The organism is Pseudomonas sp. PDNC002, assembly GCF_016919445.1.
Classification (GTDB): Bacteria; Pseudomonadota; Gammaproteobacteria; order Pseudomonadales; family Pseudomonadaceae; genus Pseudomonas.
In genome coordinates this window covers 1,927,529-1,940,258 of record NZ_CP070356.1, presented here as the reverse complement: position 1 = coordinate 1,940,258, position 12,730 = coordinate 1,927,529, and the positions used below count along the sequence as shown (strand labels likewise).

At 66.5% G+C, this 12,730-nt stretch carries 12 protein-coding genes; 3 read left to right on the top strand and 9 right to left on the bottom strand.

Translation table 11 applies throughout. From position 1 onward, the window contains the following. Positions 1–77: 77 nt before the first annotated feature. The 8 genes from JVX91_RS09055 to JVX91_RS09020 are packed head-to-tail and all read right to left on the bottom strand — an operon-like array spanning position 78 to position 7,954. Positions 78–1,103: a septal ring lytic transglycosylase RlpA family protein gene (locus JVX91_RS09055; RefSeq protein ID WP_205338925.1), complete on the bottom strand. Its 1,026-nt coding sequence runs from the start codon at positions 1,101–1,103 to the stop codon at positions 78–80. Beyond that, on the bottom strand, positions 1,100–2,122 hold the full coding sequence (gene mltB, locus JVX91_RS09050) for a lytic murein transglycosylase B (RefSeq protein ID WP_205338924.1): 1,023 nt from the start codon (positions 2,120–2,122) through the stop codon (positions 1,100–1,102). Before mltB ends, JVX91_RS09055 begins: the two co-directional genes overlap by 4 nt. Positions 2,123–2,130: 8 nt before the next feature. Continuing rightward, positions 2,131–3,234, bottom strand: a complete 1,104-nt coding sequence (gene rodA, locus JVX91_RS09045) for a rod shape-determining protein RodA (RefSeq protein WP_205339965.1) — start codon at positions 3,232–3,234, stop codon at positions 2,131–2,133. A gap of 44 nt (positions 3,235–3,278) precedes the next feature. Further along, entirely contained in the window at positions 3,279–5,168 is a 1,890-nt protein-coding gene (gene mrdA, locus JVX91_RS09040; RefSeq protein ID WP_205338923.1) for a penicillin-binding protein 2, read from the bottom strand. 15 nt (positions 5,169–5,183) lie between these two features. Further along, positions 5,184–5,651 carry a 23S rRNA (pseudouridine(1915)-N(3))-methyltransferase RlmH gene (gene rlmH / locus JVX91_RS09035; RefSeq protein ID WP_205338922.1) on the bottom strand — a complete coding sequence of 156 codons (468 nt, stop codon included), beginning with the start codon at positions 5,649–5,651 and terminating at the stop codon, positions 5,184–5,186. Between the two features lie 7 nt (positions 5,652–5,658). After that, positions 5,659–6,012, bottom strand: a complete 354-nt coding sequence (gene rsfS, locus JVX91_RS09030) for a ribosome silencing factor (protein WP_024763994.1) — start codon at positions 6,010–6,012, stop codon at positions 5,659–5,661. A gap of 20 nt (positions 6,013–6,032) precedes the next feature. Further along, a complete protein-coding gene (gene nadD, locus JVX91_RS09025; protein ID WP_205338921.1) occupies positions 6,033–6,689 on the bottom strand; it encodes a nicotinate-nucleotide adenylyltransferase in 657 nt (218 codons plus the stop codon). Next, positions 6,689–7,954, bottom strand: a complete 1,266-nt coding sequence (locus JVX91_RS09020) for a glutamate-5-semialdehyde dehydrogenase (protein ID WP_169888479.1) — start codon at positions 7,952–7,954, stop codon at positions 6,689–6,691. The genes nadD and JVX91_RS09020 overlap by 1 nt, the downstream gene beginning before the upstream one ends. Positions 7,955–8,262: 308 nt before the next feature. On the opposite strand from JVX91_RS09020, the gene JVX91_RS09015 reads away from it, so the two are divergent. After that, entirely contained in the window at positions 8,263–9,489 is a 1,227-nt protein-coding gene (locus JVX91_RS09015; protein WP_205338920.1) for an alpha/beta hydrolase, read from the top strand. 289 nt (positions 9,490–9,778) lie between these two features. Here JVX91_RS09015 and JVX91_RS09010 read toward each other — a convergent pair whose 3' ends face one another. Further along, positions 9,779–10,633, bottom strand: a complete 855-nt coding sequence (locus tag JVX91_RS09010) for a class I SAM-dependent methyltransferase (RefSeq protein ID WP_205338919.1) — start codon at positions 10,631–10,633, stop codon at positions 9,779–9,781. 63 nt (positions 10,634–10,696) lie between these two features. On the opposite strand from JVX91_RS09010, the gene JVX91_RS09005 reads away from it, so the two are divergent. Together JVX91_RS09005 and JVX91_RS09000 are read left to right on the top strand one after the other, a co-directional pair. Continuing rightward, positions 10,697–11,416: a DNA-3-methyladenine glycosylase gene (locus JVX91_RS09005; protein WP_205338918.1), complete on the top strand. Its 720-nt coding sequence runs from the start codon at positions 10,697–10,699 to the stop codon at positions 11,414–11,416. After that, a complete protein-coding gene (locus JVX91_RS09000; protein WP_205338917.1) occupies positions 11,413–12,729 on the top strand; it encodes a bifunctional DedA family/phosphatase PAP2 family protein in 1,317 nt (438 codons plus the stop codon). Before JVX91_RS09005 ends, JVX91_RS09000 begins: the two co-directional genes overlap by 4 nt. The last annotated feature ends 1 nt before the right edge of the window (position 12,730 follow it).

Here is a 12,730-nt window from a genome sequence, read left to right as displayed (position 1 = left end):
TGGTCAAACAATCATCCCCCCGCGGGGGAATTCGTGAGGCGGCCTCTGCGTGCCGCTGCGGCGCGTGCGGTGGAATCTCAGTCCAGGCGCACGAGCTTGGGTTGGCCAAGATTGGCCACGCGGATGCTGTCCTGCATCCGGCTTGCTTCATCCTGCGTGTTGATCGGCCCCAGGCGTACCCGGTACAGGGTCTGCTGGTTGACGACGACCGAGCTGATAAAGGATTTCGCCCCCGTCAGGCCGCCAACCTTCTCCTTGAGCAGCTCCGCAGCGTCCGGGTTGGCGAAGGCACCCACCTGGAGATACAGGCCATCGGCTGGTAATGAAGCGTTTTTTTTTGAGTCGATCATGACTGGCGCGACAGGCGCAGCATGTTGTGCCGGCGGCGGCGTGTAGGTCTCGATGGGCTGGGCCATCGCCACCGCCTGCGGTTGCGCGGCGGCCGGCTGCGAGGCCATCTTCGGCAACGCCATGATCATCGGCGGTTGCTTGCCCTGGGCGGCCCACCAGCGATCAGGGTCGATACCCTCGACCTTGACGTGTGCGGTGCCGGTTTCGGCGTAGCCCAGCTTCTTGGCGGCGGCGAAGGACAGGTCGATCACCCGGTCTGAGTAGAACGGGCCGCGGTCGTTGACGCGGACGATGACGCTCTTGCCGTTATCCAGGTTGGTGACGCGCACATAGCTGGGCAGCGGCAGGGTCTTGTGCGCGGCGGTCATGCCGTACAGGTCGTACTGCTCGCCGTTGGCGGTGGCCTGGCCGTGGAACTTGGTGCCGTACCAGGAGGCGGTGCCGACCACGTTGTAGGCGCGCGCATCGTTGAGCGGGTAGTAGGTCTTGCCCAGCACGGTATAGGGGTTGTTCTTGAACGGCCCGTTATGCGGCATCGGCACCGCGTCCGGGATGCGCGAGACGTCCACGTCCCACCAGGGCGCGCCGTCGCGGTGCGGGCGGCTGTAGTCGTAGGGGCCGGAAATGCCGTTGTTCACCTGCGGCTGCGGTTGCGGCGCGCGGTTGCCGGTACAACTGGCGAGGAACACAGTGCTCAGGCCAACGCAGGCGGCCAGCGACCAGAGGCCGGGACTTGCGATTCGCTTGTTCAATGGACACCTCGTGCCTTGGCGATCTCGCCGGCCAGCTGATGGACCGCCATGGCATACATGGCGCTGCGGTTGTAACGGGTGATCACGTAGAAGTTCGGCAGGCCGACCCAGTATTCGGCGCCCTGCTCGCCCTCCAGGCGCATGGCGGAGACCATCAGGTCGTCGCGCAGCACGTCATGGGTGCGCCAGCCCTGAGAGCGTAGCTGGCCCAGGTTCATTTGCGGGTCCAGGCCCTGGGTGAGCGCGTCCTCGGCGGTCGAGGTGCCGATCTCGGCCTGCGACACCACCGGCTCGCCGGTGTGCCAGCCGTGCTGCTTGAAGTAGTTGGCGACGCTGCCGATGGCATCGGTGGGGTCGCTCCAGATATTGATGTGGCCGTCGCCGTCGAAATCCACGGCGTAGGCGCGGAAGCTGCTCGGCATGAACTGCGGCAGGCCCATGGCGCCGGCGTAGGAGCCGGTCAGGCTGAGCGGGTCGACCTGCTGTTCGCGGGCCAGCAGCAGGAACTGCTTGAGTTCCTTGCGGAAGAAGTCGGCGCGCGGCGGGTAGTCGAAGCCCAGGGTGGACAGTGCGTCCATCACCTTGAAGTTGCCGGTGTTGCGACCGAAGAAGGTTTCGACGCCAATGATCGAGACGATGTACTGAGCCGGCACGCCGTACTCCTTCTCGGCGCGGGCCAGTGCCTCGGCGTTCTGGTTCCAGAAGTCCACGCCGCGGTTGATACGCGCGTCGGTGACGAAGATCGGGCGGTATTCCTTCCAGGTCTTCACCCGCTCGGCGGGGCGGGAGATGGCATCGAGGATGGACTGCTTGCGCTCCACGTCGTGGAAGACGCCCATGAGCTGTTCGCCGGCGAAGCCGTAGTCACGGGTCATCTCGCTGACGAACTCGGCGACCTGGGGCGAACCATCGTAGTCGCCCGCGTGGGTTGCGCCGGACATGCCGATCGCCCCCGCGATTCCGACCCAATGCACCCCCCTGGCAGCCCAGGCGCGCAGTACTTGCATTCCTTTCTTCACTCTTGTCATCAAACCTGGGCGATCCACTTCCGGTGGGTGTGGATCGACATCAAAACGCCGAAACCTGACATCAGGGTCACCAGCGAAGTTCCGCCATAACTAATGAAGGGCAGCGGTACCCCCACCACTGGCAACAATCCGCTGACCATACCAATGTTGACGAACACATACACGAAGAAGGTCATGGTGATACTGCCGGCGAGCAACTTGCCGAACAGCGTCTGCGCCTGCGTCGTGATCACCAGCCCCCGGTAGATCACCAACAGGTACAGCACCAGCAGGAGGCACACCCCGACCAGGCCGAACTCTTCGCCGAGCACGGCAATGATAAAGTCCGTATGGCTTTCGGGCAAAAAATCCAGATGGGACTGCGTGCCGAGCAGCCAACCCTTGCCGAAGACGCCACCCGAGCCGATGGCCGCTTTCGACTGGATGATGTTCCAGCCGGTGCCGAGCGGATCGCTCTCCGGATCGAGGAAGGTCAGCACGCGCTGCTTCTGGTAGTCGTGCATCACGAAGTACCACATGCCCACCGCTACCGGCACCGCCGCCGACACGGCCATGACGATCCAGCGCCAACGCAGGCCGCCGACGAACAGCACGAAGGCACCGGAGGCCAGCACCAGCATGGCGGTACCCAGGTCCGGCTGCTTGAGGATCAGCACGAAGGGCACGACGATCAGCGCCAGGCCCACCAGGCTGTGCTTGAACCCGGGCGGCAGGGCGCGCTTGGAGAGGTACCAGGCGATGGTCATGGGCATCAGCAGCTTCATGAATTCCGCCGGCTGGAAGCGGATCACCCCGGGGATGTTGATCCAGCGGGTCGCACCCATGGCGTTGTGACCCATCACGTCCACCACCACCAGCAGCGCCACGCCGATCAGGTAGCCCAACGGCACCCAGCGGGCCAGGAAACGCGGCTCGATCTGCGCCAGCACGAACATCGCCCCCAGGCCCAGGCCGAAGGACGACGCCTGCTTGATCAGCAGGTCCCAGCTCTTGCCGCTGGCGGAGTACAGGACGAACAGGCCGACGGAGACCAGGGTCACCAGCAACAGAAGCAGCAGACCGTCGATATGCAGGCGCTGCAGCAGGCTGGAGCGCCGCTTCATCACGTCTTCGTTGGACAGTGTGCGGTCGAAATTACTGTTCATGGTCATGGTTTGGGCGCCTCCGCCGTGGCCTGCGGTGCGTATTCGGGCTTCAGCTTGCCGTTCTCGTCGAGCAGCCAGGCGTCGGTGACGGCCTTGAGCACGGGCGCGGCGACGCCGGAGCCGGACTCGCCGTTCTCCACCATCACCGCCACGGCGATCTGCGGGTTGTCAGCCGGGGCGAAGCCAACGAACAGGGCGTGGTCGCGATGGCGCTCGAGCAGCTTGGATCGGTTGTACTTCTCGCCCTGCTTGATCGCCACCACCTGCGCGGTACCGGACTTGCCGGCAAGGCGATAAACCGCGGTGGCACCGACCTTGTGCGCGGTGCCGCGGGCGCCGTGGACCACCTGCTGCATGCCGTAGTCCACCAGGTTCCAGTTGTTCGGGTCCTTGAGCACGATGTCCGGCATCGGGTCCTCGTCCACCGGCGGCTTGCCATCGATGGTCTTGGCCAGGTGCGGGCGAATCCACTTGCCCTTGTTGGCGAGCAGCGCGGTCATCTGCGCCAGTTGCAGCGGCGTGGCCTGCATGTAGCCCTGGCCGATACCCAGGATCAGGGTTTCCCCCGGGAACCAGGCCTGCCGGCGCAAAGCGCGCTTCCACTGGCGGGACGGCATCAGGCCGTCGGCTTCGCCGAACATGTCCAGGGCGACGCGCTGGCCGAAGCCGAACTTGCTCATGTAGTCGTGCAGGCGGTCGATGCCCAGCTTGTGGGCAAGGTCGTAGAAGTAGGTGTCGTTGGACCGCATGATCGCGGTTTCCAGATTCACCCAGCCGTCACCGGTGCGGTTCCAGTTGCGGTATTTGTGGTCGTAGTTCGGCAACTGGTAGAAGCCCGGGTCGAACACCCGGCTGGCGGGCGTCACCACGCCGGCGTCGAGACCGGCAATGGCCACCGCCGGCTTGACCGTCGAACCGGGCGGATAGAGGCCGCGCAGCACGCGGTTGTACAGCGGGCGGTCCTCGGAATCGCGCAGGGTCGCGTAGTCCTTGAAGCTGATGCCGGTGACGAACAGGTTGGGGTCGTAGGCGGGCTGGCTGACCATCGCCAGCACTTCGCCGGTGGACGGCTGGATCGCCACGATGGCGCCGCGTCGGCCGGCCAGGGCCGTTTCCGCGGCGGCTTGCAGCTTGCTGTCGATGCTCAGCACGATGTCGCGGCCGGATATCGGCTCGGTGCGCTTGAGCACGCGCAGTACGCGGCCACGGGCGTTGGTCTCGACTTCCTCGTAACCCACCGTGCCGTGCAGCTGGTCTTCGTAGAACTTCTCCACGCCGGTCTTGCCGATGTGGTGGGTGCCGGAATAGGCCACCGGGTCGAGTCGTTTCAGTTCCGGTTCGTTGATCCGCCCGACATAGCCGACCGAATGGGCGAAGTGCTCGCCCAGCGGATAATGCCGGACGAACTGCGCGGCGACGTCCACGCCGGGCAGGCGGTACTGGTTCACCGCGATGCGGGCGATCTGCTCCTCGGACAGCTCGAACATGATCGGTACCGGCTCGAACGGCCGGCGACCCTGCTTCATGCGCTTCTCGAAGATGGCCTTGTCTTCCTCGGTCAGCCCGAGGATGTCCACCAGGTTCTTCAGCGTTTCCTGCAGGTTCTCAGTGCGCTCGCGGGTGATGGTCAGGCTGAAGCTGGGGCGGTTGTCGGCGATGATCACGCCATTGCGGTCGAAGATCAGCCCGCGGTTGGGCGGAATCGGCTGCACATGGACGCGGTTGTTCTCCGACAGCGTCGAGTGGTAGTCGTACTGCGTCACCTGCAGGTGATACATGCGCGCCACCAGCACCAGCGCGAGCAGGAAGATCGCCACCCCGCCGACAATGACGCGGGCGCGGACCAGGCGGGCGTCCTTCTCGTGGTCCTTGAGCTGTATCGGCTGCGGCATCGAAAACGGCTACGACTACTTGTGGTAAGGGTGCCCGGACAGAACCGTCCAGGCGCGGTAGATCTGTTCGCCAACCAGGATACGCACCAGCGGGTGCGGCAGGGTCAGCGGCGACAGTGACCAGCGCTGCTCGCTGCGCGCGCAGACCTCCGGCGCCAGGCCTTCCGGCCCGCCGACCATGAGGTTGACGGTGCGCGCGTCCAGGCGCCAGCGGTCGAGCTCCTGCGCCAGCTGGGGGGTGCTCCAGGGCTTGCCTTCGACTTCGAGGGTGACGATGCGTTCCCCGGGCTGGACCTTGCTCAGCATGGCCTCGCCTTCCTGGCGGATCAGCCGCGCCACGTCGGCATTCTTGCCGCGCGTGTTCAACGGAATTTCCACCAGTTCCAGGGACAGCTCCGAGGGCAGGCGCTTGACGTACTCCTGCCAGCCCTCTTCCACCCAGCGCGGCATGCGCGAGCCGACCGCGATCAGACGCAGACGCACGACAGGCTTACTCGGCGCTGTGGGACGCGCGGCTCTGCTCGGCGCCCTGCCACAGGCGCTCCAGGTCGTAGAACTGGCGGGTAGCCGGCTGCATGACGTGGACCACGACGTTGGCGAGGTCGATCAGGACCCACTCGCCGCCTTCCTGGCCTTCGCTGCCGATCGGGCGCACGCCCTGTTCCTTGACCTTCTCCAGTACGTTGTCGGCCAGCGACTTGACCTGACGGCTGGAGGCGCCGGTGGCGATGACCATGACGTCGGTGATGCTGGTCTTCTCGCGCACGTCGATGACGGTGATGTCCTGCGCCTTGAGATCTTCCAGGGCGGCGATGGTCAGTTCGACCAGTTGTTCGGTTTGCATTGAATGACTCTCTGACTTGTTCAGTGGGGCGCCTGGTACAGGCCGTGCGCCTCGATATAGTTCAATACCGCATCCGGCACCAGGTAGCGCACCGAGCGCCCCTGCGACAGGAGTTGGCGGATCTGCGTGGCGGAAACTGCAAGCGGCGTCTGCCAGACGAAGGTGATCTGCCCGGCGGGGCCGGTCATCGCCTTCGGGTCGGCAACACTGCGCGCCGCCAGCAGGTCGCGCAGGTCTTGCGGCGGCTCGCTGTCGGCATCCGGGCGCTGCAGCACGACGATATGACTGTGCTCCAGCAACTCTTCCCAGCGATGCCAGGTCGGCAGGCCGCAGAAAGCGTCCCAGCCGACCAGCAGGAACAACTGGTCCTGCTCATCCAGTTCCCCACGCAGCGACTCCAGGGTGTCGATGGTGTAGGAGGGTTTGTCACGTTTCAGCTCGCGGTCGTCGACCACCAGCGGGGCCACACCGGCCACCGCCAGTTCGACCATTGCCAGCCGCTGCGCGGGCAGCACCTGGGGGGTGTCGCGATGAGGCGGGCGGAAGTTGGGCATCACGCGCAACTCGTCGAACTCGAACTGCTCGGCCATCTCCAGCGCGCTGCGCAGGTGGCCAATGTGCACCGGATCGAAGGTGCCGCCGAACAGACCGATCCGCCGGGGACGCGCTTTCTTCATCAGGTGCGCACGTGTCCGTCGCCGAAGACCACGTATTTCTCGCTGGTCAGGCCTTCCAGGCCGACCGGACCGCGGGCGTGCAGCTTGTCGGTGGAAATGCCGATCTCCGCGCCCAGGCCGTACTCGAAGCCATCGGCGAAGCGGGTGGAGGCGTTGACCATGACCGAGGCCGAGTCCACTTCGGTGAGGAAGCGGCGGGCATCGGTGAAGTTCTCGGTGATGATCGCGTCGGTGTGTTGCGAGCCGTAGGTGTTGATGTGCTCGATGGCCTGGTCCAGGCCGTCGACGATACGGATCGACAGGATCGGCGCATTGTATTCGGTGCGCCAGTCTTCCTCGGTGGCTTCCAGCACATCGGCGCCCAGCAGTGCGCGGGTGGCGGCGTCGCCGCGCAGCTCCACGCCCTTGTCGCGGTAGATGGCGGCCAGCGGCGGCAGCACGCGGTCGGCGATGCCGGCGTGCACCAGCAGCGTTTCCATGGTGTTGCACGGCGCGTAGCGCTGGGTCTTGGCGTTATCGGCGACGCGGATCGCCTTGTCGAGGTCGGCGGCGACGTCGATGTAGACGTGGCAGATGCCGTCCAGGTGCTTGATCACCGGGACCTTGGCGTCACGGCTGATGCGCTCGATCAGGCCCTTGCCACCGCGCGGAACGATGACGTCCACGTACTCGGGCATGGTGATCAGCGCGCCGACGGCGGCGCGGTCAGTGGTTTCCACCACCTGCACGACGCTGGCCGGCAGGCCGGCCTTGGCCAGGCCGGTCTGGATGCAGGCAGCAATGGCCTGGTTGGAATGGATCGCCTCGGAGCCGCCGCGCAGGATGGTGGCGTTGCCCGACTTCAGGCACAGGCTGGCGGCGTCGATGGTCACGTTCGGACGGGATTCGTAGATGATCCCCACCACGCCCAGCGGCACGCGCATCTTGCCCAGCTGGATACCGGACGGCACGTAGCGCATGTCGCGGATCTCGCCGATCGGGTCCGGCAGCGTGGCGACCTGGCGCAGGCCCTCGATCATGTCATCGATGCGCGCCGGAGTCAGGGCCAGGCGGTCCAGCATGGCTGGCTCCAGACCATTGGCACGGCCATTGGCCAGATCCTGCTCGTTGGCTTCGGTCAGCTGGGCGCGGGCGGCGTCCAGGGCATCGGCTGCGGCCAGCAGGGCTTGGTTCTTCTGCGCGGTCGTGGCGCGCGCGACAACGCGCGACGCTTCACGGGCGGCGCGGCCCAGGCGGCTCATATAGTCGAGAACGGACTCGGTCATGATCAAACGCGTCTGCGTGAGGGAAATGCGCAAGTATAGCGGGAGCGCCCCCTCAGCGGCCAGCCACAGCAGCCCGCCGGTCAGCGGCGCGCTTCGCGTAACGCCAATCCCCTTGCATGCCCCGCCGCATCGGCCAAACGGTTACACCTGCCGGTCCGTCGCCCGCTCCGCCGCCCGAAGGTTGGGTAACCAAATTCGTATCCGCTGTTTACCTTGCAAGCATGGCTAATTGCCCCCGCAGTGCTCGCATGCCAGGGACTCACGCCAGGGAAGAACAACAAGAGGCGACCCACCGCCGGAGAACTGCCATGCGCTATCGCACCGATTACAGCGCCCAGGCCCTGACCGCCGCCCCGGCGGTGCTCGACCTGGACGGTTGGCAACTGCATTACCAGGCGTTTTCCTCCCGGGAGGACGACCCGCGACCGCCGGTCTTGCTGCTGGGAGGCGCGTTCCAGAGCTTCCGCTCCTTCGCCAGCGAGGTTTCCGAGCTGCTTGCCGGGCACCCGGTGATCCTCCTCGACCTGCCCAGCCAGGGCGGCAACCTGCAACTCGCGCCACAGCTGAGCCTGGAAGATCTCGCCGACCTGATTGCCGCCTTCGCCGAACACCTGCAATTGCCGCCGCTGATGCCCATCGGGCTGTCCTACGGCTCGGCCCTCGCCGCGCTGTTCGCAGCGCGCCACCCGGCGCGCTGCGGCCGTCTGCTGCTGGCCGGCATCACCGCCTTCGGCCGCCCCGGCGCACGCGCCCTGCTGGTCGAAGCCCTGGCGCGCCTGGAGCTGGGCGAGCAGGAACCCTTCGCCCACGGCGTGCTGACTGGCCTGATCAACCCGTTGCGGCTTGGCGATACCGGCGTCTCTCCAGTGTTCCGCAAGGCCCTTCTGCGCCAGTTGCAGCGCCTGACACCCGGCGAGATCGAGCGCTACCGGCAGAACAGCCAGCGCCTGCTGGCCTTTGGCGGCTTCGACCGCCACCCGCAGTGCCCAACCCTGGTGCTGGCCGGCGAGTACGACCATTTCACCCAGCCGTGGGAACACGCCGAGTTCGCCCACGCCTGCACCGATGCGGAGTTCGCCCTGATCCACAACGCCGACCATCTCGCCCAGTTCGAACGCCGTGACGCCTGTGCGCGGCTTTACGGCCCCTTCCTGCGGGGCGAGCCACTACCGCGCAACGCTGCGGGTAGCACGCGTTTCCAACGCCAGCAGTTGCTGCACCTGGAACGCCGCTTCGAGCCGCGCCTGGCGCCGGCCGACACGCGCGCGGTGCTAAGGAACGGCGAGGGCGGCGAATGGCGCTGCGAGCTGGCGGAGCTGGGCTATTTCGGTGGACTGATTCGCGTCGAGCTGCCAATTGATCGCCCTTCGCGCGGCTGGAAGCTCGCCGCTGCCGGGTTGCCCGAACTGGATATCCTGCCACTGCGCTACACGGCGGACGGGCTGGCGTTCATCTTCGCCCACGGTAACCCGCAGGCCAGCGCAGCGCTGGCTGCGATGGTGGTGCCGATGCAGCAGGGGGCGTGTGCGGCTTGACTCTTTCGTGCTCGGGCCTCCCTCACCCCTGCCCTCTCCCTGAGGGAGAGGGGGCAGTTCGGAGCTGACCTGAAACGCCAATGCTCCGCTGGATGCCATGTCAGTCCCCTCTCCCCCAGGGAGAGGGTTAGGGTGAGGGGAAAGCTGCGGCACCGAATTGATGGACTGCGCGAAGATCGCTTGTTCGCGAGCATGCTCGCCCCTACCGGCTCCCGGATAAGTGGCAGCGGCGCTTTTGTAGGATCGCGGGGGACGCCTGGCCCTTGCTCGCGAACCGACACCTCGGAAACTACACCCGCGCCTCGATCACCCGCACCAGACTCGGCATCCGCCCCTTCGGCAACCCCAGCCCCATCCCATCCACCTGCGGATCAAGCACGCCCACCCGGCCAAACCCGAAACCAACGAACGCCTGCTCGATTTCCGCGGCGCTGCGGTAATGCAGCGGGTAGCCGCCCCGCGTCAGCTTGCCGATCAACCCGACGCCCCAGCGGATCTGCCGGTAGCGCGGGTGTTCGCGCAGGTCGGGATAGAGTTCGGTCAAGTAGGTCGCTTCCGGGAACACCCGCAGCGCTGCGGCCAGCCGGCGCCAGAAGCCCTCGATCACCGGACGCTGGAAGTAATTCACCAGTCCTTCGGTGATCACCACCACCGGCCGATCCGGATCGAGGCCAGAGAGCAGCGCGGCAAGGCTCTGCTCGCCGTCTTCGGCAAGGATATCCACAGGCCGCACGCGGTGCTTGCCGTCGAGCCAGCCCTGCTCCTGCAGCAGCGCGGACTTGCGCGCGGCCATGGGCGGCAGATCGGCCTCCAGGTAAGTCAACTGGGGATAGCGCTGACGGAAACGCCGGCCTCGGGGCGACAAGCCACAGGCGATCTCGACTACCTGGGTCACCCCGCGCAGCTCGATGGCCTGGGTCAGCCGGGCATCGATCAGCAGGTGACGTTGTAACAGGAAGTCTTCGATATTCAGCCCGAAGCCGACCCGCGCGCCCCAGTTGATCGGCGCCACGCAGCCGTGCACCCAGCGGCCGAACGCCGTGGCGAAGGCCGGATCGGCCAACTGGTGGCGATACCAGACGTAACCGGTGTAGTGCGCGCTGGGGGTAATGTGGGCGCTGTCGGCCCGGATCCGTTCAGCCATGCTTAAGAATCTTGTTGTTATGATTCCCCAGCCTAAGACCGGCCCGAGAACCGCGACAATCCGATGCCCGCCGAACCCAACCTAAGTTTGCCCTGGCCCGATGCGAACCCGCTGCCGGACGCCTTCTTCAACCGCGACGCCCTGACCGTCGCCCGCGAACTGCTGGGCAAGGTGATCCGCCACCGGGTCGGCGACCTGTGGCTCTCCGCGCGGATCATCGAAACCGAAGCCTATTACCTGGCCGAGAAAGGCAGCCACGCATCGCTCGGTTACACCGAGAAGCGCAAGGCGCTGTTCCTCGATGGCGGGCACATCTACATGTATTACGCGCGCGGCGGCGACTCGCTGAACTTCAGCGCCGGCGGCGCGGGCAATGCCGTACTGATCAAGTCCGGGCACCCCTGGATGGACCGCATCTCCAGTGACGAATCACTGGCCGCCATGCGCCGGCTCAACCCCGCCGCCGATGGCAGCGAGCGCCCGCTGGGCAAGCTGTGCAATGGCCAGACCCTGCTCTGCCGCGCGATGGGCCTGAAAGTGCCGGAGTGGGACGCCCAGCGCTTCGACCCGCAGCGCCTGTTCGTCGACGATATCGGCGAGACACCCTCGCAAGTTATCCAGGCCGCGCGCCTGGGCATTCCTCACGGCCGCGACGAGCACCTGCAATACCGCTTCGTCGATGCCACCTTCGCGCCCTTCTGCACGCGCAACCCACTGCGCCGTGGACAGGTCGAAGGCCATGACTACCACCTGCTCGGAACCCAGGACGCCACCTTCCGATGATCGATCTCGCCGCCTTCAACACCTGGATGGCCACCCATCCGCAATGGCTCGCCCTGGTCCTGTTCCTGGTCGCCTTCCTCGAGTGCGCCGCCATCATCGGCATCATCCTGCCCGGCGTGGTGATGCTCTTCGCCATCGCCGTGCTGGCCGGCAGCGGCGCCCTGGGGCTGGGGGAAACCCTGGCATTGGCGTTCTTCGGCGGCCTGCTGGGCGACCTGTCGTCCTACTGGATCGGTCGCCACTTCCACCAGGACATCCGCCGCTTGCCGGTGCTGCGCCACCATCCGGAATGGATGGCCAGCGCGGAAGGGTTCTTCCACCGCTATGGCGTGGCAAGCTTGCTGGTCGGCCGTTTCATCGGGGCGCTGCGGCCCTTCCTGCCGATGATTGCCGGCATGCTCGACATGCCCTTCGGGCGCTTCCTGGCAGTCTCGATCGTGGCTGCCGCCGGCTGGTCCATTGCCTACCTGGTGCCCGGCTGGGCCACCGGCGCGGCCATGCGCCTGCCGCTGCCGGAAGGCTTCTGGCCGGAGGCCGGCGTGGTCGCGGCGTGCCTGGCAGCCGTGCTCGCGCTGGTGATCCACGCTGAGTTGCGCAAGGAGCGCAATGCCCCGCTGATCGGCGCCATCGGCTGCTTCGCCCTGCTGCTGGGGATGCTGATCGGCTGGCCCTATCTGGATGCCCTGGACAAGGGCCTGATGGCGCTGGTGCAGGAACACCGCCACGCCTGGCTGGACCATGTGATGGTGGCGGTCACCCGCGTCGGCGACTTCCGCACCCAGTTCATCGCCGGCGCGCTGCTGGCAGTGCTGCTGGCCGCGCTGCGGCTGTGGCGCCACGCCTTCTTCGCCGCCGGCACCATGGTCGGCACGGCGCTGCTCAATACCACGCTCAAGCACTTCTTCGGTCGCGCCCGGCCGGAAGTGATCGCCGATCCGCTGTCCGCCTTCAGCATGCCCAGCGGGCACAGCTCGGCATCCTTCGCGTTCTTCCTGGTGCTCGGGGTGCTGGCCAGCCGGGAGAAGTCCCCGCGCGTACGCCTGACCTGGATGCTGCTGGCGGTGATTCCGGCGGCCAGCATCGCGATGTCCCGCGTCTACCTCGGCGCGCACTGGCCCAGCGACATCATCGCCGGCGCCCTGCTCGGCGCCTCGGTCTGCGCCGCCAGCCTGTGGATAAGCCAACGCCGCATCGAGTTGCCGGCCCTGGCGCCGCGCATCTGGTGGAGCCTGCTGCCGACCGCCTTGGTGCTGCTGGCGGTGGCCAGCGCCTGGGGCCTGTCGTCGGCCATCCACCGCTACACGCCGCTCTGAC